Origin of the sequence: Kitasatospora sp. NPDC087315, from assembly GCF_044744345.1 — a bacterium.
Classification (GTDB): Bacteria; Actinomycetota; Actinomycetes; order Streptomycetales; family Streptomycetaceae; genus Kitasatospora.
In genome coordinates this window covers 249,446-269,358 of sequence record NZ_JBIUYD010000003.1, presented here as the reverse complement: position 1 = coordinate 269,358, position 19,913 = coordinate 249,446, and the positions used below count along the sequence as shown (strand labels likewise).

At 71.2% G+C, this 19,913-nt stretch carries 17 protein-coding genes; 7 read left to right on the top strand and 10 right to left on the bottom strand.

What is annotated here, in order from left to right; translation table 11 throughout:
* Nucleotides 1-229 precede the first annotated feature (229 nt).
* From sdhC to ACIO5D_RS06200, 4 genes are read left to right on the top strand one after another with little or no spacing between them, the layout of a single operon-like run.
* Nucleotides 230-610, top strand: a complete 381-nt coding sequence (gene sdhC, locus ACIO5D_RS06215) for a succinate dehydrogenase, cytochrome b556 subunit (RefSeq protein ID WP_363605604.1) — start codon at nt 230-232, stop codon at nt 608-610.
* A gap of 8 nt (nt 611-618) precedes the next feature.
* Entirely contained in the window at nt 619-1,110 is a 492-nt protein-coding gene (locus ACIO5D_RS06210) for a succinate dehydrogenase hydrophobic membrane anchor subunit (protein WP_400794038.1), read from the top strand.
* 39 nt (nt 1,111-1,149) lie between these two features.
* Nucleotides 1,150-2,892 carry a succinate dehydrogenase flavoprotein subunit gene (gene sdhA, locus ACIO5D_RS06205; protein ID WP_363605602.1) on the top strand — a complete coding sequence of 581 codons (1,743 nt, stop codon included), beginning with the start codon at nt 1,150-1,152 and terminating at the stop codon, nt 2,890-2,892.
* A complete protein-coding gene (locus ACIO5D_RS06200) occupies nt 2,892-3,665 on the top strand; it encodes a succinate dehydrogenase iron-sulfur subunit (protein WP_363605601.1) in 774 nt (257 codons plus the stop codon). The genes sdhA and ACIO5D_RS06200 overlap by 1 nt, the downstream gene beginning before the upstream one ends.
* A 59-nt stretch (nt 3,666-3,724) precedes the next feature.
* Here the strand turns inward: ACIO5D_RS06200 and ACIO5D_RS06195 are convergent, their stop codons facing one another.
* Both ACIO5D_RS06195 and ACIO5D_RS06190 read right to left on the bottom strand, forming a co-directional pair.
* Nucleotides 3,725-5,386, bottom strand: a complete 1,662-nt coding sequence (locus ACIO5D_RS06195; RefSeq protein ID WP_400794037.1) for a hypothetical protein — start codon at nt 5,384-5,386, stop codon at nt 3,725-3,727.
* Nucleotides 5,387-5,483: 97 nt separating this feature from the next.
* Nucleotides 5,484-5,741, bottom strand: a complete 258-nt coding sequence (locus ACIO5D_RS06190) for an SCO4848 family membrane protein (RefSeq protein ID WP_400794036.1) — start codon at nt 5,739-5,741, stop codon at nt 5,484-5,486.
* A 142-nt stretch (nt 5,742-5,883) separates the two neighbouring features.
* Between ACIO5D_RS06190 and ACIO5D_RS06185 the strand changes: the two genes are divergently transcribed.
* Complete coding sequence (locus tag ACIO5D_RS06185; protein WP_400653117.1) at nt 5,884-7,083, top strand: D-alanyl-D-alanine carboxypeptidase family protein; 1,200 nt, start codon at nt 5,884-5,886, stop codon at nt 7,081-7,083.
* Nucleotides 7,084-7,112: 29 nt separating this feature from the next.
* Here the strand turns inward: ACIO5D_RS06185 and ACIO5D_RS06180 are convergent, their stop codons facing one another.
* Complete coding sequence (locus ACIO5D_RS06180) at nt 7,113-8,075, bottom strand: YihY/virulence factor BrkB family protein (RefSeq protein ID WP_400794035.1); 963 nt, start codon at nt 8,073-8,075, stop codon at nt 7,113-7,115.
* A gap of 66 nt (nt 8,076-8,141) precedes the next feature.
* The gene (locus ACIO5D_RS06175) at nt 8,142-9,140 is read right to left on the bottom strand and encodes a glycosyltransferase family 2 protein (RefSeq protein ID WP_400794034.1); all 999 of its coding nucleotides are present in this window, start codon (nt 9,138-9,140) and stop codon (nt 8,142-8,144) included.
* A 173-nt stretch (nt 9,141-9,313) separates the two neighbouring features.
* Between ACIO5D_RS06175 and ACIO5D_RS06170 the strand changes: the two genes are divergently transcribed.
* The gene (locus ACIO5D_RS06170; RefSeq protein ID WP_400794033.1) at nt 9,314-12,886 is read left to right on the top strand and encodes a CDP-glycerol glycerophosphotransferase family protein; all 3,573 of its coding nucleotides are present in this window, start codon (nt 9,314-9,316) and stop codon (nt 12,884-12,886) included.
* 115 nt (nt 12,887-13,001) lie between these two features.
* Here ACIO5D_RS06170 and ACIO5D_RS06165 read toward each other — a convergent pair whose 3' ends face one another.
* From ACIO5D_RS06165 to ACIO5D_RS06140, 6 genes are all read right to left on the bottom strand, one after another.
* The gene (locus ACIO5D_RS06165; RefSeq protein ID WP_363605588.1) at nt 13,002-13,553 is read right to left on the bottom strand and encodes a 2'-5' RNA ligase family protein; all 552 of its coding nucleotides are present in this window, start codon (nt 13,551-13,553) and stop codon (nt 13,002-13,004) included.
* Nucleotides 13,553-14,593, bottom strand: a complete 1,041-nt coding sequence (trpS, locus tag ACIO5D_RS06160; protein ID WP_363605586.1) for a tryptophan--tRNA ligase — start codon at nt 14,591-14,593, stop codon at nt 13,553-13,555. The genes ACIO5D_RS06165 and trpS overlap by 1 nt, the downstream gene beginning before the upstream one ends.
* Nucleotides 14,594-14,623: 30 nt before the next feature.
* Entirely contained in the window at nt 14,624-15,946 is a 1,323-nt protein-coding gene (locus tag ACIO5D_RS06155) for a hemolysin family protein (RefSeq protein WP_363605585.1), read from the bottom strand.
* Between the two features lie 131 nt (nt 15,947-16,077).
* Nucleotides 16,078-17,070 carry a malate dehydrogenase gene (locus ACIO5D_RS06150; RefSeq protein ID WP_363605583.1) on the bottom strand — a complete coding sequence of 331 codons (993 nt, stop codon included), beginning with the start codon at nt 17,068-17,070 and terminating at the stop codon, nt 16,078-16,080.
* A 202-nt stretch (nt 17,071-17,272) separates the two neighbouring features.
* Nucleotides 17,273-17,701 (bottom strand): DUF3017 domain-containing protein, encoded by a 429-nt coding sequence (locus ACIO5D_RS06145; protein WP_363605582.1) that lies wholly within the window; start codon nt 17,699-17,701, stop codon nt 17,273-17,275.
* Nucleotides 17,702-17,721: 20 nt separating this feature from the next.
* The gene (locus ACIO5D_RS06140; protein WP_350593833.1) at nt 17,722-18,576 is read right to left on the bottom strand and encodes a bifunctional methylenetetrahydrofolate dehydrogenase/methenyltetrahydrofolate cyclohydrolase; all 855 of its coding nucleotides are present in this window, start codon (nt 18,574-18,576) and stop codon (nt 17,722-17,724) included.
* A 455-nt stretch (nt 18,577-19,031) separates the two neighbouring features.
* Between ACIO5D_RS06140 and ACIO5D_RS06135 the strand changes: the two genes are divergently transcribed.
* Nucleotides 19,032-19,796: an RDD family protein gene (locus tag ACIO5D_RS06135; RefSeq protein ID WP_400653109.1), complete on the top strand. Its 765-nt coding sequence runs from the start codon at nt 19,032-19,034 to the stop codon at nt 19,794-19,796.
* Nucleotides 19,797-19,913: the final 117 nt, after the last annotated feature.

The following is a 19,913-nucleotide window of genomic DNA, read 5'->3' as shown; positions in this document are numbered from 1 at the left end:
GGGAGGGGCCGCCACCGTAGCGCAGCCGAACGGTCACCCAGAGCGAGCAATGGCGCCCCGGTTCCCGTCCGGCTAGGCCAGTCGTGCCTGATTGATCACACCTCGGGCCCCCGGAGGCGGTTCCCGACATCGCGTCGATAGGATGCTGGCGGCCGGTGGACCGTACCCGGCCGGGCTGACCGACACCGAAGCCGGCCGAGCCCCCAATCCGCTCCCGGAGGGTTTTTCCGTGCCGGCTGGAACGCTGTACCGCGGCCGGGAAGGCATGTGGAGCTGGGTGGCTCATCGAGTCACCGGCGTCCTCATCTTCTTCTTCCTGTTCGCTCATGTCCTGGACACCGCCCTGGTGCGGGTGTCGCCCGAGGCGTACGACACCGTCATTCAGACGTACAAGACGCCCCTGGTGAACCTGATGGAGTACGGCCTGGTGGCCGCCATCCTGTTCCACGCTCTCAACGGCCTCCGGGTCGTCGCCGTCGACTTCTGGTCGAAGGGCCCGAAGTACCAGAGGCAGATGCTCTGGACCGTGGTCGGGGTGTGGGTCGTGCTGCTGGCCGGCTCGTTCTACAACATCCTGGAACACACCCTGCTCACGTGGTTCGGGAAGTGATCTGAGACATGTCCACGGAAATCTCCGACGCCCTGGTGGTCCCCTCCGCCCAGGCGCACACCGGCAAGGGCCTCGGCACCGGTAACCCGGCCGACGAGTTCGTCATCGAGCCGCCCCGCAAGCGGACCAAGAAGACGCCGCGCCGCACCCGCACCAACTTCGAGATGCTGGCCTGGCTCTTCATGCGCCTGTCCGGCATCGTCCTCGTGGTGCTGATCCTCGGCCACCTGCTGATCATGCTGGTGCTCGACGGCGGCGTCTCCAAGATCGGCTTCGCCTTCGTGGCCGGCCGCTGGGCCTCGCCGTTCTGGCAGGGCTGGGACCTCCTGATGCTCTGGCTCGCCATGCTCCACGGCGCCAACGGCATGCGGACGGTCATCAACGACTACGCCGAGAAGGACTCCACCCGGCTCTGGCTGAAGGGCCTCATGGGCGCCGCCACGGTCTTCACCGTGCTGCTCGGCACCCTGGTGATCTTCACCTTCGACCCGAACATCTAATCGGACATCGGCAGAGGCCAGAGGCGAGTTAGAACCCCCATGCAGATTCACCAGTACGACACCGTCATCGTCGGCGCAGGCGGCGCCGGCATGCGCGCGGCCATCGAGTCGACCCAGCGCAGCCGTACCGCCGTGCTGACCAAGCTCTACCCCACCCGGTCCCACACCGGCGCGGCCCAGGGCGGCATGTGCGCCGCCCTCGCCAACGTCGAGGAGGACAACTGGGAGTGGCACACCTTCGACACGGTCAAGGGTGGTGACTACCTGGTCGACCAGGACGCCGCCGAGATCATGTGCAAGGAGGCCATCGACGCCGTCCTCGACCTGGAGAAGATGGGTCTGCCCTTCTCCCGGACCGAGCAGGGCCGGATCGACCAGCGCCGCTTCGGCGGCCACTCGCGCAACCACGGCGAGGCCCCGGTCCGCCGCTCGTGCTACGCGGCCGACCGTACCGGTCACATGATCCTCCAGACGCTGTTCCAGAACTGCGTCAAGCACGGCGTCGAGTTCTTCAACGAGTTCTACGTCCTCGACCTGCTGATCAACGACGGCAAGACGGCCGGCGTCGTCGCCTACGAGCTGGCCACCGGCGAGATCCACGTCTTCCAGGCCAAGTCCGTCGTGTTCGCCTCCGGCGGCACCGGCAAGTTCTTCAAGGTCTCCTCCAACGCCCACACCCTCACCGGTGACGGCCAGGCCCTGGTCTACCGCCGCGGCCTGCCGCTGGAGGACATGGAGTTCTTCCAGTTCCACCCGACCGGCATCTGGCGCATGGGCATCCTGCTCACCGAGGGCGCCCGCGGCGAGGGCGGCATCCTGCGCAACAAGGACGGCGAGCGCTTCATGGAGCGCTACGCCCCCGTCATGAAGGACCTCGCGTCCCGTGACGTCTGCTCCCGCGCGATCTACACCGAGATCCGCGAAGGCCGCGGCTGCGGTCCGGACGGCGACCACGTCTACCTGGACCTCACCCACCTGCCGCCGGAGCAGCTGGACGCCAAGCTCCCGGACATCACCGAGTTCGCGCGCACCTACCTCGGCATCGAGCCCTACACGGACCCGATCCCGATCCAGCCCACCGCGCACTACGCCATGGGCGGCATCCCGACCAACGTCGAGGGTGAGGTGCTGCGCAACAACACCGACGTCGTCCCCGGCCTGTACGCGGCCGGCGAGGTCGCCTGCGTGTCCGTGCACGGCGCCAACCGGCTGGGCACCAACTCGCTGCTGGACATCAACGTGTTCGGCAAGCGCGCGGGCATCGCCGCCGCCGACTACGCGCAGACGGTGGGCTTCACCGAGCTGCCCGAGAACCCGGCCGAGAAGGTGCAGGCGCTGGTCGACGGCCTGCGCGAGTCCACCGGCACCGAGTCCGTGGCGCAGATCCGCAAGGAGCTGCAGGAGACCATGGACACCAACGCCATGGTCTACCGCACCGGCGCGACCCTGAAGCAGGCCGTCGAGGACATCGCCGCGCTGCGCGAGCGCTACAAGCACGTCGCCATCCAGGACAAGGGCTTCCGTTACAACACGGACCTGCTGGAGGCCGTCGAGCTGGGCAACCTGCTCGACCTGGCCGAGGTGCTGGCGGTCTCCGCGCTGGCCCGTGAGGAGTCGCGCGGCGGCCACTACCGCGAGGACTTCCCGACCCGTGACGACGTGAAGTTCATGCAGCACACCATGGCGTACCAGGAGGTTGCCGAGGACGGCACCACCTCCATCCGCCTCGACTACAAGCCGGTCGTCACGACCCGCTACCAGCCGATGGAGCGTAAGTACTGATGAGCACTCCGACTGTGGAGAAGCACTCGGCCGCTCTGGACGCGGTCGAGGCGGGCGGTGTCGAGCTGATCACCGTCACCTTCCGGATCCGCCGGTTCAACCCGGAGGAGCACCCGGACCCGGTGTGGGTCGACTACCAGCTGACCCTGGACCCGAAGGAGCGCGTCCTGGACGCGCTCAACAAGATCAAGTGGGAGCAGGACGGCACCCTCACCTACCGCCGTTCCTGCGCGCACGGCATCTGCGGCTCCGACGCGATGCGGATCAACGGCCGCAACCGGCTGGCGTGCAAGACCCTGATCAAGGACGTCAACCCGGAGAAGCCGATCACGATCGAGGCCATAAAGGGCCTCGCGGTCCTCAAGGACCTGGTCGTGGACATGGACCCGTTCTTCCAGGCGTACAAGGACGTCATGCCGTTCCTCATCACCAAGGGGAACGACCCGACCCGCGAGCGCCTGCAGTCCGCCGAGGAGCGCGAGCGCTTCGACGACACCACCAAGTGCATCCTGTGCGCCGCGTGCACGTCGTCCTGTCCGGTCTTCTGGAACGACGGCCAGTACTTCGGCCCGGCCGCGATCGTCAACGCGCACCGCTTCATCTTCGACTCGCGCGACGAGGGTGCGGAGCAGCGGCTGGAGATCCTGAACGACCGCGAGGGTGTCTGGCGCTGCCGGACCACCTTCAACTGCTCGGAGGCCTGCCCGCGTGGCATCGAGGTCACCAAGGCGATCCAGGAAGTGAAGCGGGCGCTGGTCACCCGCCGTTTCTGATCCCGGCCTGAACCGAGGCCCCGTCCGGTCATCCGACCGGACGGGGCCTCGGCCGTTTCTCAGCGCAGCACGCCGAGGTCCTTCGGGGCACTCCAGCCGCTGTACGTCACCAGGTGCCGGTCGGCCGTGACGGCCCACAGGTCCGGCGCACCGTCACCGTCGCCGTCGCCCGAGCTGCCCAGCGTCGGGTACGCCCCGACGGTGAAGCCGCTCGCCACGACACCGGCGGCGGGGTCGGCGAGGGCGGAGAAGTCGAACAGCCCGTTGGCCTGCTTCGGCACCGGGTACGCGTGCAGCGTGCCGTCGGCCCGCTCACGCGCCCAGAGCGTGAGGCTCCCGGACGCGTCCGGGCCGGGTGCGATCAGGTCGTAGCCGCTCCAGTCGCCGGTGGTGGTGAGCTTCCGGGCCTTCTGGGAGCCGAACCCGAAGTTGCCGCCCGCGTGCAGCCAGAGGTTCCCGTCCTCAAGCGTCAGCAGCGACGGTGAGGTGGCGTCGGTCACCGGGCCGAACGCCACGACCTGGTCCGCCTTGGACCAGTCGGACGCGAAGTCCGCCGGGCAGGCGACGGTTGCCCCGGCATCGTCCTGGCAGCTGCGCGAGCGCTGGGCGTCCGTCATGTACCCGGTGAAGGATCCGTAGTCGACGTTCTGGTACAGGTAGAGGTAACCGTCGCCCGGCTTGTGGATGAAGAGGTCGTCCGAGGACGGCGCGTGGGACTTCGACCAGCCGCGGTGGGCCACCTGGAACGGCGCCCAGCTGCCGCCGTACGGTGCCCGGTTGCCCTGGATCGTCGAACTCGGAGCGGTGTCGCCCGCGTTGACGCCGAAGTACTGCAAGTTGCCCTGGGCGTCGGGCAGCAGGATGTCCGCGGTGCCGTCACCGTCGACGTCGCCAAGAGTCTTCGGCGGGTTCGGGTTCGACGGGGCGTAGAAGGTGTAGGACATCCGGCCGGAGTTACCCGCGTCATCGATCACCTCGACGTTGAGGGTGTTGGTGCCCCAGTGCAGGACCTTCAGCTGGAGGGTGAGCGTCCCGTCGGCGCCCGGCCTGACGGTACCCGGCGCGGTGCAGTCGCCGCCCACGCCCAGCATGTCGAAGCCGTACCGGACGCAGGCGACACCGGAGGCCTCCCCACCGTCCGGGGCCGGGTCGGCGGCGTTGAGCACGAAAGTGCCGACCTGGCCCGCGTACTTGGTGGCCGTGCCTCCGGATCCGTCGGCCGGGAAGTCCGGGGACGCGACCGAGACCGTCGGCGAGGTGGTGTCCACCCGGAAGTGGCAGTCCGGCGCCGGCGCGGAGGTTCGGTCGCCCTGCAGCGCCCAGGTGCGCCAGGTGTAGCTGTGCCCGTCCAGCAGACCGGGGACATTGATGCGCGCCTGCCCGGCGTAGGCCGGGGCAACGCCGCTGAACACGGCGCTGTCGGCGCCCGTCATCTGGTCCCAGACCTCGAAGCGGGCCGAGAGCGAGCCGCTGCCGTCCCCGGCGACCGTGGCGTTGAGGGTGGGATCGCTGCCAGTTCTCGCCATCCAGCCCGGCGTGGCGGTCCAGTCGCAGGCGTCGGTGCGCACACCCGTGGACGAGATTCGCGGCTGCGGATAGGCCGTCGTCCCCAGGACCATCGGGCCCGTGTCGGCCGAGGCCGCGGTCGGCACGGCGACCAGACCGGCGGCCACGACGATCGCGGCGACCCCGCCGAGTCGACGGTGGTGCACGTGGTTCATGAATCCCACCCCTGAAATCGAAGACAGATTCGATATGTGACCAAGCGGTGGGGATCCTGCCAGCGGCCCGGGCGGCCCCGCAACAGGAATAAACCGGTCAGTCGGTGGCCGGGGTGCGGCGGGTCGCGCGCAGGCCGCGGACGCCGACGGTGCCGACCAGGACGCCGAGAACGAAGGAGGTGACGGCCAGCAGGAGGTGGATCCAGAAGAAGGCGGTGGGCTGGGAGTGGTCGCCATTGGTGAAGGCCTGGCCGCCGGAGTCCTTCCAGAGGTTCTTGACGAAGGTGGTCCAGATGATCATGGACCAGACGCCGAAGGCGGTCAGGAACCAGGAGGTACGGCGGCTGAGCTTCATGGTGGTCCTCGGCGGGCGGCGGTGTGCAGACGGTGTGCTCCCAGTATGCGCGGGCGGCCGGTCGGCGTACGGCGGGCCCCTCCTGCGGGGGACAGAGCCGGAGTGGCGAACAACGAATCCCCGGAGTGGGTACGGTCTGCTGGTGCCCACTCGCCGTAAGCTCACGCACCTGCTCGCCGCGGTCGCCGCGGCCCTCCCGACCCTCCTGGCCACCCCCTCCGCCGTCGCGGCCCCGTACGCACCCGCTCCCCCGCCGGCCGCGGTGGGCGGCGAACGGCTGGGGCTCCCCGGGGCCCAGGTGGCCCCACTGGCCGGCGCCCCCGCGTTACCGGGCGGCCTCACCGGGCAGTCCTGGATAGTCGCCGACGCGGCGTCAGGAGACGTGCTGGCGGCCAGCAATCCGCATCTGCGGCTCGCCCCGGCCAGCACCCTGAAGATCCTCTTCGCCGACACCGTGCTGCCCAAGTTCGACCGCAACACGGTGCACAAGGTCCGCGACGAGGAGATCACCGGGATCGGCGCCGGCAGCAGCCTGGTCGGCATCAAGGAGAACCTGGAGTACCGGGTCGAGGACCTGTGGCGCGGGGTGTTCCTGAGCTCGGGCAACGACGCGGTGCACGTCCTGGCCCATATGAACGGCGGCATCCGGCAGACCGTGACCGAGATGCAGGCCCGCGCGGACGCCCTCCAGGCCCGCGACACCAGGGTGATCTCGCCCGACGGCTACGACATGGACGGCCAGGTCTCCTCCGCCTACGACCTCACCCTGTTCGCCCGGTCCGGCCTGCGCAATCCCGACTTCCGGACGTACTGCGCCACCCGGGAGGCCCAGTTCCCCGGCGCGGTCGACAAGAACACCGGCCAGCGCGGCAGCTTCGGGATCGCCAACACCGACCGGCTGCTCGGCAAGTACCCCGGCCTGATCGGGGTGAAGAACGGTTTCACCACCAACGCCGGTTCGACCTTCGTCGGCGCGGCCCAACGGAACGGGCGCACCCTGCTGGTGACGGTGATGCACCCGGACACCTACCAGAAGGTCTACGACGAGACGGCGGCGCTGCTGGACTGGGGCTTCGCGGCGGCCGGCAAGGTCACCCCGGTCGGGCGGCTGGTGGACGAGGCCCCGGCCGACGGCGTCGAGCCCACACCGACCGGGCAGGCGGGCGGCACCACCGGCCAGCCCGCGCCGCCGCCGCGCACCTCGACGGCGGCCCAGCCGGCGGCCGGCGCCGACGGGGAGTCCGGGATCGGCCTGGCCGGCCGGCTGGGGATCGCCCTGGCCTTCGTGGTGGTCGGCGGCGGGGCGCTGGTCCTGCTCTGGCGGCGCGTCCACGCCGACTGATCCGGTGGGGGAGCCCGTGCGGCCCGGCCTCAGCCCTGATCCTGAGGCCGGGCCTTCCCCTGCTCCGCCGCGGCCGCCCCGGCCCGGTCCGCCTCCGTCAGCATCGCCCGGGCCCGCTCGCGGGCCCGGTCCCGGGCGGCGGCCGGGTCGGCCAGGGCCGTCCAGGCGACGCAGTACATCAGCAGCCGGCTGACGAAGTTGATCCACAGGAGCAGCGCCACCGGCACGCCGAAGGCCCCGTACAGGCTCTTGCCGGCGACCGATCCCAGGTAGGAGGCGAGCAGGATCTTCAGCAGCTCGAAGCCGACCGCGCCGATCAGCGCGCCCTGCAGCACGTCACGCCGGTGCTGGCCGCCGATCCGGGGGAAGGGCGCCAGCAGGTAGGCGAAGAGCAGGGTGTCGGAGGCGACCGCGATGAGCAGGCCGACGGCGGTCAGCAGATAGCCGCCGGGCCCGCCGGTGCCCAGGCCGATCCAGTCGGCGATCCGGCCCGCCAGGGTCGTCCCGGCGGCCGAGGCGGCCAGCGAGAACAGCGAGACCACGCCGAGGCCGAACAGCACCGCGCAGTCCCAGGCCTTGCGCAGCACCGGGTTGCCGTCGTCCTCGGGCAGCTGCCAGATGTCCCGGATCGAGGTGCGCATGGTGTCCACCCAGCCGAGGCCGGAAACCAGCAGCAACAGGCCGCTGACCAGCCCGACGGTACCGGCGTTGGCCACCAGCGACGGCAGGTTGAGCGCGTCCGAGATGCCGGGCAGCTGGTCGGAGACGCGCTTCTCGATGTCGGCGACCCGGCTGTCGGTGAGGGTCGCGACCGCGATCGCCAGCGCCACGGTGAGCAGCGGGAACAGCGCGAGGAAGCCGAAGAAGGTGACCGCCCCGGCGAGCCGGTTGCCGCGGGCGGCGCTGAAGTGCCCGTACACCCGGTACGGGCGGCTGCGCAGGAGCCGGGCGACGAGCGGGCCGATCACCGGGAGGCGGGTGAGAAAGTCCACCGTCCGGTTATACCGGCCGCTCACCCGAACGGTCGTCAGGCTCCCCGGCCCGCCCCCGACAAAGGGTCAGCGGCCCACCAGGCGGCGGGCCCGGCCGAGCGCGCGGACCGTCTGGTAGGTGCCGTAGCGGCCCTGGCTGAGCAGCTCGGTGCGCAGGCCGGCCACCCCGGACGGCGGCCGGTAGCCGGCCGGGCGCAGCCGGGCGCAGTGCGCGGCGGCCCGGCGGAAGTACTCGCGGCGGTCACCGGGCGGGATCCGGCCCGGCCTGGAGACCACGGTGTTGAGGTGGTGCAGCATCCGGCCGTAGACCACCGGGCGCCAGTGGTCCAGGTCGGGGCGGCCGTCCAGGAAGGCGAAGACCAGGTCGTACTGGGCGAAGACGTCGAAGTGCTTGCGGCTGGCGGTGGCGAGGATGTTGCCGCCCTCCTGGCGCTGGCGGTAGTGCACCCCGACCTGGTCGAGCAGGGTGATGCTCGCGGCGGCCAGCAGCGCCGGGTACGTCCAGGGGGTGTCCTCGTAGTAGCCCGCGGGGAAGGTGAGGCCCTGTTCGGTGATGAAGCCGCGGCGGTACGCCTTGTTCCAGACCACCTGGAGCAGGTCGAGCAGGTCGGGGCGGGCGGCGAGGCCGAAGACCTCCGGGGAGGCGGCGCCGAAGACGTGGGCCGAGGCGGCCCGGGTGATCCGGCCCTCGGCGTAGGTGCGGGCGTAGTCGTAGACCAGGATGTCCGGGTCGCCGCCGGCCGCGAGCCGGTCGTCGACGGCCTTCAGCAGGCCGGGGGTGAGCGTGTCGTCGCTGTCCAGGAAGACCACGTACTCGCCGGTGGCGACCGCCAGGCCGGCGTTGCGGGCCCGGCCGAGGCCGACGTTCTCCGGCAGGTGGAGCACCCGGACGCGGGGGTCGCGCGCGGCGGCCCCGTCGATCATCGCGCCGCAGCCGTCCGGGGAGCGGTCGTCCACCGCGATCAGTTCGAGGTCCGGTCCGCCCTGGCCGAGCACGGAGTCGAGGCACTCGGTGAGGTACTCCTGGACCTGGTAGACGGGGACGATGACGCTGAAGCGGGGCATGGGCACAGCGTAGTGGCCGGGCCCCGGCCCGGGCCCATCGCGTCCGGCCTCCGGCGGCCCGGGGGCCCGGAAGGCCGGACGGTAGGATCGACGGGCACGTACGCACCGGTTCAAAGTGCGGTCAGACCCGACCGGGCTGCCACGCTCCTTCCCAAGAAAGGCCTGCGTAGCCGATGGCTCCCCGCCTCTCCATCGTCGTTCCGATCTACAACGTCGAGCGCTATCTCGTCGAATGCCTCGACTCGATCGCCGCCCAGACCTTCACGGACTTCGAGTGCGTCATGGTCGACGACGGTTCGAAGGACGGCAGCGCGGCGCTCGCCGATGCGTACGCGGCCAAGGACTCCCGGTTCCGCCTGGTCCGCCAGGTGAACAAGGGCCTCGGCGCGGCCCGCAACACGGGTATCCGCCACATCGACCCGGACTCCGAGTTCCTCTGCTTCGTCGACAGCGACGACTCGATGCCGCCGAGCGCGTACGAGCTGATGATCAACACGCTGGACGAGACCGGCTCCGACTTCGCCACCGGCAACGTGCTGCGGTTCCGCGCGGTGGGCTACTACCAGTCCGGCGGCCATGTGAAGCCGTTCAAGGAGACCAGGCTCAAGACCCACATCACCGAGATCCCCGCGCTGGTCACCGACCGCACGGCCTGGAACAAGGTGTACCGCCGCTCCTTCTTCGACGCGGCCGGCCTGCTCTACCCCGAGGGCATCCTGTACGAGGACGCCCCGGTCAGCGTGCCGCACCACTACCTCGCCAAGAGCGTGGACGTGCTCTCCGAGCCGATCTACCACTGGCGTGAGCGCGAGGTCGGCGAGATGTCGATCACGCAGATGCGCACCAACCCCAAGGGCCTGATCGACCGGGTGGCCTCGGTGGAGCTGGTCCGGGGCTGGCTGAAGAAGCAGACCGACCCGCGCTTCGCCCAGTACCTGCACTCCTACGACGAGAACACCCTCGTCGAGGAGATCCCGATGTTCTTCTGGTCCGTCGTGGACGGCGACAAGGAGTACCGGGACGCCTACCTCAAGCACGTCAGCCGGCTGCTCCGGGCGATCGGCCCCGAGCACGTCCGCAAGCTGCGCGCGCCGCTGCGGCTGAAGTACCACCTGACCCTCCAGGGCCGGATCGACGAGTTCGTCGAGCAGATGAAGTTCGAGGGCGAGAGCAACGGCGGCGCTCCGGCGCGCGGCCTGCTGCGCCCGTACGCCGACTACCCGTTCCTGCGCGGCGGGCGCAAGAGCGTGCCGGCCGGCGTCCTCAAGCTGGACAACTCGCTGGTCATGCGCAGCCGGCTGTACGAGTCGGCCTGGGTCGGCGGCAGGCTCCAGCTGACCGGGCACGCCTACCCGGAGCAGCTCGGTGCCGAGAACCGGCACGACATGGTCAAGGTGCTGGTGCTGCGCGAGGCCAAGGGCCGCCGGGTGCTGGCCGTGCCGACGAAGGCGCAGTACAGCCCGGAGGCCACCGCCAGCTCCAAGCACGACCTGTACAACTGCGACTGGGCCGGTTTCACCGCCAGCATCGACCCCAAGCGGCTGAAGCAGCGGGGCCAGTGGAAGGACGGCAACTGGCGGGTGCTGGTGGCCGGCGCCGGCAAGGGCGGCGTCTACAAGGGCCGGATCTCGGCCGGCTGGAGCGACACCGCGCAGTACATCCCGGCGCACTGGGTCGAGCCGGACGTGCGGATCGTGCCGTGGGTCCGCGACGGCCACGTCTACCTGCGGGTGGAGAACGTGCGCGCCCGGGTGACCGGCCTGGCCGGACAGGGCGGCCGGGTGGAGCTCTCCGGCGCGGCCCGCTCCGGCCCGGACCTCGCCGGGGCCCGGTTCAAGCTCACCCACGTCGAGTCCGACCGCGAGCTGCTGTACCCGCTGGAGCTCGGTACCCCCGTCGGGATGCTCCAGCCGTTCAGCACCTCCTTCCCGGTGGACGAGCTGACCGCCGTCCGCGAGGCCTGGGCCGCGCTCGACCCGGTCGCCAACGAGCGCAGCCGCGACCGCTGGGACACCGCCCTGCTGCTCGCCGACGGCTCCACCGTCCCGGTGGCGCTGGACGACCGCAGCGCCCCCGAGCGGCTGCACCTCGCGCTGAACCCGCTGGCCCCGGTCCACGAGCGCCGCGCGCTGTACTCCAAGCCCTCCCCCGGCGGCTACCTCCAGCTCTCCGACCAGCTGCTGCAGCCGGTGGTGGAGGAGGTCGCCTCCCGCGGCGCCGACGGCTTCCTGCTCAGCGGCACCTTCCCGCTGCCCGGCACGCACCGCTGGGAGCTGGTGGTCCGGCACAACTGGCGGGAGGAGGAGCACGCGTACCCGGTGGAGATCGCGGACGGCCGGTTCCGGGCCGCGCTGCCGCCGGTGCCGACGGCCTCCTTCGCCGGCCGGGTGCCGCTCGCCCAGGGCACCTGGGACGTCTTCTTCCGCCCGGTCGGCGCCCCTACCGGCATCACCGCGAAGTCGCCCGCGCTGATCGCGCCCGAGTGCTTCGGCTCGCTGCCGCTGGAGGTGGAGTCGCGCGGCAAGCGGATCGTGCTGGAGCGCCGCCACTACGACGGCCTCTCGCTGGAGTCGCACTCCGCGCTGCTCCCCGAGGAGCGCAGCGGCTACCGGCAGCGCCAGCTGCGCGGTGTCGACTACCCGGCCGCCCGCCGGCACCCGCTGCGCGACACCGTGCTCTACAACGTCGCGCTCGGCGGGCTCTACGCGGACTCGCCGCGGGCGATCCACGAGGAGCTGGTCCGCCGGGGCCTGCCGCTGGAGCACCTGTGGGGCAGCGACGACCTGCAGGCCGAACTGCCGCAGACGACCGGCGCGATCCGGCTCTGGAGCCCCGAGTGGTTCGAGGCGCTGGCCACCGCCAAGTACATCGTCACCAGCGCGCACCTGCCGGACTTCTTCGTCCGCCGCCCCGGCCAGGTGGTCGTGCAGACCTGGCACGGCAGCCCGCTGAAGCAGATCGGGTACGACTTCGAGAAGATCTGGTTCACCGACGCCAACTACCTGAAGGACGTCGCCAAGGAGGTCCCGAACTGGAACCTGCTGGTCGCCGGGAGCCGCTTCGCGGCGCCGGTGCTGCGCCGCGCGTTCGACTTCAAGGGCGAGATCCTGGAGAGCGGTTCGCCGCGCAACGACCTGCTGTTCGCCCCCGACCGGGAGAAGACCGCCGAGCAGGTCCGCGAGCGGCTCGGTCTGCCCGAGGGCAAGAAGGTGGTGCTGTACGCGCCGACCTTCCGGGAGGACCGCCGCCGTCCGAACGGCGGTTACCAGCTGGACCTGCGGATCGACCTGGAGGCCGCCAAGGCCGCCCTCGGCGACGACCAGGTGCTGCTGGTGCGCCGGCACAGCGTGATGTGCGGTCAGATCCCCGGCGCCGGAAACGGCTACATCTGGGACGTGGGCAGCTACCCCGACATGGCCGAACTGCTGCTGGTCGCCGACGTGTTGGTCACCGACTACACGGCGACGGTGTTCGACTTCGCCGCGACCGGCAAGCCGATGCTGTTCTTCACGTACGACCTGGAGCACTACCGCGACAACCTGCGCGGCTTCAGCATCGACTTCGAGTCGGAGGCGCCCGGCCCGCTGCTGGCCACCTCCGAGGAGCTGGTCGCCGCGCTGGGCCGGGTGGACGAGCTGGCCGGCGAGTACGCCGGCAAGTACACGGCGTTCCGCGAGGCGTACTGCGACCTGGACGACGGCCAGGCCGCCGCCCGCGTGGTGGACGGCATGCTCCGGCAGGAGTAGCGGCGGCGCTCCGCCGCACCCTCCGAGGCGCCCGACGCGACGACCGCGTCGGGCGCCTCGGCGCTCTCCGGCGGCCGGCCACACGCTCGCGGATCCGGGGCGGGCCGGCCTCCGGTCAGGCGAAGGAGTAGCCCCGCCAGGGCCGCCAGACCTCGTCGGCGTCGAACCGGGAGAGGCCGAACCCCGGCACCGGGAAGGACGCCTGGAAGGCCCGGGCCTGCTCGTGGGCCTGGTCCAGCACGTCGTCCGACAGGCCGTGCGCCACCGTGACGTGCGGGTGGTAGGGGAAGGCCAGCTCCCGGGCCAGCGGGCCGGAGCGGATGTCCGCCTCCAGCAGCCGGCACTCCTGCGTGCCCTCCTCGACCCGGACGAAGACCACCGGCGAGACCGGGCGGAAGCTGCCGCCGCCCCGCAGCACCATCCGGAACGGCCGGTGCGCGGCGGCCACCGCCGCCAGGTGCTCCTCGATCTTCGGCAGCAGCGCGGCCGGCACCTCGGTCGGCGGCAGCAGCGTGACGTGCGTGGGTATCGACCGGGCCAGCGGATCGCCGTGCCCGGCCCGCGCGTCCTGGATCGCCGAGCCGTACGGATCCGGGACGCTCACGGACACGCCGATGGTGACGACCTCGGGGAGGTCGCCACCACCGGGCAGGCTCGCGAGCGGCATCACCGCTTGGCGGCCGGGAGGAAGCCGATCCGGTCGTACACCGTCTCCAGCGTCTGCGACGCCACCGCGCGGGCCTTCTCGGCCCCGATCGCCAGCACCCGGTCCAGCTCGGCCGGGTCGTCCAGGAAGGTGTGGGTGCGCTGCTGGAAGGGCGTCACCCACTCGGTGAACAGCTCGGCCAGCTCGGTCTTCAGGGCGCCGTACATCCGGCCCTCGAAGTGCGCGACCAGCTGGTCGATCGACTGGCCGCTGAGCGCGGAGTGAATGCGCAGCAGATTGGAGACGCCGGCCTTCTCCTCCTCGTCGTAGGAGACGACGGTGCCGGTGTCGGTGACGGCGCTCTTGAACTTCTTGGCGCTCGCCTTCGGGTCGTCCAGCAGGTTCACCAGGCCCTTGGCCGAGGAGGCGGACTTGCTCATCTTGGCGCCCGGGTCCTGGAGGTCCAGGATCTTGGCCGTCTCCTTGAGGATGTACGGCTTGGGCACCGTGAAGGTGGGCCGGTAGCGGGTGTTGAAGCGCTCCGCGAGGTCACGGGTGAGCTCCAGGTGCTGGCGCTGGTCCTCGCCGACGGGCACCGCGTCCGCCTGGTAGAGCAGGATGTCGGCGATCTGGAGGACCGGGTAGGTGAAGAGGCCGACCGAGGTGCGGTCGCTGCCCTGCTTGGCGGACTTGTCCTTGAACTGGGTCATCCGGGCGGCCTCGCCGAAGCCGGTGAGGCAGTTCATCACCCAGGCGAGCTGCGCGTGCTCGGGCACGTGGGACTGGACGAACAGGGTGCAGTGCTCCGGGTCCAGGCCCGCGCCGAGCAACTGGGCGGCGGAGATCCTGGTGTTCTGGCGCAGCGTCGCCGGGTCCTGCTCGACGGTGATCGCGTGCAGGTCGACCACCATGTAGAAGGCGTCGTTGGCCTCCTGGAGATCGACCCACTGGCGCACCGCGCCGAGATAGTTGCCGAGGTGGAACGAGCCGGAGGTGGGCTGGATGCCGGAGAGCACCCGGGGACGGTCCTTGACCGGACCAGTGACCGCTGCGTTGACCATGGGGGTCATTGTTCCAGTTCCACCGACCGGTCAGGAAACCTCTGCCCCGGGAGGTTCCGGCAGTGTGACGGCACTCACCCTGACCCGGGCGATCCGGCGGCCCTCCAGCTTCGCCACCGTCAGCAGGACGCCGTCGGCCCCGTCGGCGATCCGGACGTGGTCGCCGTCGGCCGGCAGCCGGCCGAGCGCCGCCACCAGGCAGCCGGCCACCGTCTCGTACGGGCCCTCGGGCAGGGCGACGCCGGTCTCCTCGGCGAAGTCGCCCAGGTTCAGCAGGCCGTCCAGCTCCATGCCGCCGCCGGCCAGCCGGCGGGTGGTGGTGGGCTCCTGGGAGTCGTACTCGTCGCGGATCTCGCCGATCACCTCCTCGACCAGGTCCTCCAGGGTGACGATGCCGGCGGTGCCGCCGTACTCGTCCACCACGATCGCCAGGTGATGGCCCTCACGGCGCATCTCGCCCATCGCCGCCAGCACCCGTTTGGTGCCGGGCAGCAGCTTGACCGGGCGGGCCAGGTCGCGGACCTTCACGGCCTGCTCGCCGCGGGCGCCGTAGAGGTCGCGGACGTGGACGAAGCCGGTCACCGCGTCGTAACTGCCCTCGACCACCGGGTAGCGCGAGTGCGGGGAGGAGTCGGCCTGCTCGCGGACCTCGGCCAGCGGGCGTTCGGCGTCCAGGAAGGTCACCTCGGTGCGCGGGACCATCACCTCGCGCAGCTGGCGCTCCCCGGCGGAGAACACGTCCGCGATCAACGCCCTTTCGTCGCTGCCGAGTTCGGTGTTGGTGGCGACCAGGCCGCGCAGCTCCTCGGAGCTCATCGAGCCGCGCCCGGCCGCCGGGTCGCCGCCGAGCAGGCGGACCATCAGGTTGGTGGAGTGCCCGAGCAGCCAGATCACCGGGCGCAGCGCCACCGACATCACGTCCACCACCGGTGCGGCGAGCACGGCGATGGAGTCGGCCCGCTGGAGGCCGATCCGCTTGGGGGTGAGCTCGCCGAGCACCAGCGAGGCGTAGCTGATCAGCAGGGTCAGCCCGACCAGGGCGAGGGCGTCGGCGACGCCCTCGGAGAGCCCGGCCCGGACGAACAGCGGCGCCACCTTGCCGGCCAGGGTGTCCGCGCCGAAGGCGGCGGACAGGAAGCCCATGCAGGTCACGCCGACCTGGACGGCGGCCAGGAACCGGTTCGGGTCGGCCGCGAGGTGCGCGGCCCGGGCGGATCTGCGGGTGCCGCGCGCCGCCAGCGATCTGATCTGGCCCTCGCGCAGCGAGATCAGCGAGATCTCGGCGACGTTGAACAGCCCGCCCAGCATGATGAAGACGAGGACGAGCGCCGCGTCCTCGAGGGTTTCGGTCACAGCGGGTCAGTGTAGGACCGGCCGGCGGCCGGGGACGGGACGCCGCGTGGACCGGCCGGCGGCCGGTCCGCACGACGGCCCGCCTCCTCCGGAGAGGCGGCGGGCCGTCGGACGTTCCGTGGTGGCGGGGCTCAGATGAGGCCCAGCTCCTGGACCGCGTCGCGCTCCTCGGTCAGCTCCTGGACCGAGGCGTCGATGCGGGCGCGGGAGAAGTCGGAGATCTCCAGGCCCTGGACGATCTCGAAGGAGCCGTCCTTGGTGGTGACCGGGAAGGAGGAGATCAGGCCGGCCGGGACACCGTAGGAGCCGTCGGAGACGACACCCATCGAGGTCCAGTCGCCCTCGGCGGTGCCGTTGACCCAGGTGTGGACGTGGTCGATGGCGGCGTTGGCGGCCGAGGCGGCCGAGGAGGCGCCACGGGCCTCGATGATGGCGGCGCCGCGCTTGGCGACGGTCGGGATGAAGGTCTCCGTCAGCCAGGCCTGGTCGCTGCCGATGGCCTCGAAGGCGGGCTTGCCGGCGATCTCGGCCTGGAACACGTCCGGGTACTGGGTCGCGGAGTGGTTGCCCCAGATGGTGACCTTCTTGATGTCGGCCACGGTGGCGCCGGTCTTGATGGCCAGCTGGCCGACCGCGCGGTTGTGGTCCAGGCGGGTCATCGCGGTGAAGCGCTCGGCCGGCACGTCCGGGGCGTTGCGCTGGGCGATCAGGGCGTTGGTGTTGGCCGGGTTGCCGACGACCAGGACCTTGATGTCGTCCGCGGCGTGGTCGTTGATGGCCTTGCCCTGCGGACCGAAGATGCCGCCGTTGGCCTGCAGCAGGTCGCCGCGCTCCATGCCCGCGGTGCGCGGACGGGCGCCGACCAGCAGGGCGACGTTGGCGCCGTCGAAGGCCTCGCCCGCGTTGTCGGTGATCTTGATGTCGCGCAGCAGCGGGAAGGCGCAGTCGATGAGCTCCATCGCGGTGCCCTCGGCGGCCTTGAGGCCCTGCGGGATCTCCAGGAGGCGCAGGTTCACCGGCACGTCGGCGCCGAGCAGGTGGCCCGAGGCGATGCGGAAGAGCAGCGCGTAGCCGATCTGGCCGGCCGCTCCGGTGATGGTGACGTTGACGGGGGTGCGGGTCATTTCTACCTTCTCCAGCAAATCGCCAGGTGCCCCAGGCACACCGGCGCACTGGAGCCGAGGACGGTCTCTCGACATCGAGAGACCGGCGTCAGGTTATCGCAAAGGGAAGCGTACGCCGCGGGTGCGGTCGTGGCAGATAGGTCACAGACGGCGGCGGCCCCCGCCCGGGATGCCGGGCAGGGGCCGCCTGGGGCCGGACCGCTCAGTGCTTGGGACGGCCGATCAGGTTGCCGATGTTGTCCAGCAACGGCATCTCCAGCCACGGGTTGGGCTGGGCCACCAGGGTCAGCAGCACGATCGACACGCCGAGGAAGGTCAGCACGATCACGTCGGTGAAGCGGCTGCGCACCGCCAGCATGCCGACCTCGGGCAGGACCAGCCGCAGCACCGCGCCGAGCAGCACACCGCCGCCGAGGATCAGCAGCCCGTACTTGAAGCCGTCCTTGAAGTCGGCGAACCAGGTGACCGCGAGCCCGGCGCCGACCACCAGCAGGACCAGCGTTATCGGCCACTGGCGGACCGGCAGGGCGTGTTCACGGCCCAGGGCCGCCGCCGAGCCCTCGGGCGGCAGGGTGCCGGTGGTCTTGACCGGCGGCCTGCGCCGGGTCCGCACCGGTCGGGGTTCGCTCATGCCTGGCCGCTCCCCCGGTGTCAGATGCCGGCGCGGCGCTCGGCCGCCTCGACGATGTTGTTGAGCAGCATGGCACGGGTCATCGGGCCGACGCCGCCGGGGTTGGGGGAGATCCAGCCGGCCACCTCGGCCACGCCCGGGTGCACGTCCCCGACGATCTTGCCCTCGCTGCGGCTGACGCCGACGTCCAGCACGGCGGCGCCCGGCTTGACGTCCTCCGGCTTGACCAGGTGCGGCACACCGGCCGCGGCCACGACGATGTCGGCCTTGCGCAGGTGGTAGGCGAGGTCACGGGTGCCGGTGTGGCAGAGGGTGACGGTGGCGTTCTCGCTCCGGCGGGTGAGCAGCAGGCCGATCGAGCGGCCGACGGTGACGCCGCGGCCGATCACGACCACCTCGGCGCCGTTGATCTCGACGCCGTGCCGGCGCAGCAGCTCGACGATGCCGAGCGGGGTGCAGGGCAGCGGCCCCTCGATGCCCAGCGCCAGCCGGCCGAGCGAGGTGGGGTGCAGGCCGTCCGCGTCCTTGTCCGGGTCCATCAGCTCCAGGACCGGGTTCTGGTCGAGGCCCTTGGGCAGCGGGAGCTGGACGATGTAGCCGGTGCAGGCCGGGTCGGCGTTGAGCTCGCGGACGACGTTCTCGACGTCCTCCTGGGTGGCGGTGGCGGGCAGCTCGCGCTGGATCGAGGCGATGCCGACCTCGGCGCAGTCCTTGTGCTTTCCGTTGACGTACCAGCGGCTGCCCGGGTCGTCGCCGACCAGGACGGTGCCGAGGCCGGGCGTGACGCCCTTGGCCTTGAGGGCCGCCACGCGGGCGGCGAGTTCGGACTTGATCGCGGCGGCGGTGGCCTTGCCATCGAGAATCTGGGCAGTCATGAGCCCATTCTCCCGGATCGGGGCGGCCGTCCGTGCCAGGCCCCGGCGGGTACCGGACATGCTGAGCACGTTGCGGTTGCGCCACAGTCCGGTCCGGCGCGCGGGCACGGCTGGACATCGCCCGGCCGCCCGGTTGACGATATGCGGGCATTCCCCGCCGCTTCCGGCCCTGTGACGGGCCGACGGAACACCGGCGGGGGCGTAACCGGGGGAAAGAACCAGTGAGCCGACCAGACCAGACAGTGCCGCCCGACCACCGCGGCATCGCGTTGTCAGAACCGCGGCCGTCGATGCTCCTGTTCCCACGTCGCTGAGCCGCGTCCGGCGCCGGGCATCCGCGCCGCCCTGTCAGTGCGCTCCGCTACTGTCCCGTCCGGCCGGTGGTCCGTCCCTCCGGTCCGTCCCGGGTCCTCCGCTGTCCCGTCCCCACGTCCCCATCCTGCCCGGAGGCATCGATGAGCTACCCGTCCGACCCGAACAACCCGTACGGCCAGCAGCCCCCGCCGCCGCCGCAGCAGCCGCCCGGGTACGGCTACCCGCAGCAGGCCCCGCCGGCCGCCGGGTACGGCTACCCCCAGCAGGCCCCGCCGGCCGCCGGATACGGCTACCCCCAGCAGCCGCCGCAGCAGCAGGCGTACGGGTACGCGCCGATGCCGGGCACCATCCAGGCCAACAACGGCTACATCAACATCGCGCACCTGGGCACGGTGAAGATCGCCACCATGGGCCAGCGGTTCCTGGCCCGGCTGATCGACTTCGCGGCGGTCGGCGCGGTCTTCGCGCTGGCGGCGGCGCTCGGCCTGGCCAGCGCGGTGGGCATCGCCAAGGACCAGAAGGACTGCGTCTACACCCCGGGCAACCTGACGGCGTACAACGACTGCGTGGCCCAGAACCAGGATGCCGCCAACGGCATCGCGGTGACCTTCCTGATCGGCTTCGGGCTGCTGGCCGCGTTCAACCTGCTGTACGAGTGGCTGATGGTCTCCCTCGCGGGCGCCACGCTCGGCAAGATGGCGATGGGCCTGCGGGTCGTCAAGGAGAGCAACGGCGGGCACCCCGGCGTCGGCGGCGGCTTCATCCGCTTCATCATCCCGATCGTCGGCGGCATCCTCTGCTACATCGGCGCCCTGCTGGTGTACCTGTCGCCGTTCTTCGACAACTCCGGGAAGCTGCAGGGCTGGCACGACCGTGCCGCCGGCACCCTGGTGATCAAGAAGTAACGCGCACCGCACGACAGAGCGGCCCGGTCCCCCCCGCGGGGGGGGCCCGGCCGCTCTGTCACGCCGGCACCCGGATCAGTGGAAGTAGTGGGGGGGGCCGGTGGAGTACATGGTGAC

Bases quoted from the DNA above. Each gene is read 5' to 3' on its own strand.
- ACIO5D_RS06140 (WP_350593833.1), bottom strand. From the start codon at position 18,576: ATGACTGCCCAGATTCTCGATGGCAAGGCCACCGCCGCCGCGATCAAG.
- ACIO5D_RS06165 (WP_363605588.1), bottom strand. From the start codon at position 13,553: ATGCCGCTCGCGAGCCTGCCCGGTGGTGGCGACCTCCCCGAGGTCGTC.
- trpS (WP_363605586.1), bottom strand. From the start codon at position 14,593: ATGGTCAACGCAGCGGTCACTGGTCCGGTCAAGGACCGTCCCCGGGTG.
- ACIO5D_RS06195 (WP_400794037.1), bottom strand. From the start codon at position 5,386: ATGAACCACGTGCACCACCGTCGACTCGGCGGGGTCGCCGCGATCGTC.
- ACIO5D_RS06210 (WP_400794038.1), top strand. From the start codon at position 619: ATGTCCACGGAAATCTCCGACGCCCTGGTGGTCCCCTCCGCCCAGGCG.
- ACIO5D_RS06175 (WP_400794034.1), bottom strand. From the start codon at position 9,140: ATGCCCCGCTTCAGCGTCATCGTCCCCGTCTACCAGGTCCAGGAGTAC.
- ACIO5D_RS06135 (WP_400653109.1), top strand. From the start codon at position 19,032: ATGAGCTACCCGTCCGACCCGAACAACCCGTACGGCCAGCAGCCCCCG.
- ACIO5D_RS06200 (WP_363605601.1), top strand. From the start codon at position 2,892: ATGAGCACTCCGACTGTGGAGAAGCACTCGGCCGCTCTGGACGCGGTC.
- ACIO5D_RS06145 (WP_363605582.1), bottom strand. From the start codon at position 17,701: ATGAGCGAACCCCGACCGGTGCGGACCCGGCGCAGGCCGCCGGTCAAG.
- sdhA (WP_363605602.1), top strand. From the start codon at position 1,150: ATGCAGATTCACCAGTACGACACCGTCATCGTCGGCGCAGGCGGCGCC.
- ACIO5D_RS06150 (WP_363605583.1), bottom strand. From the start codon at position 17,070: ATGACCCGCACCCCCGTCAACGTCACCATCACCGGAGCGGCCGGCCAG.
- ACIO5D_RS06190 (WP_400794036.1), bottom strand. From the start codon at position 5,741: ATGAAGCTCAGCCGCCGTACCTCCTGGTTCCTGACCGCCTTCGGCGTC.
- ACIO5D_RS06170 (WP_400794033.1), top strand. From the start codon at position 9,314: ATGGCTCCCCGCCTCTCCATCGTCGTTCCGATCTACAACGTCGAGCGC.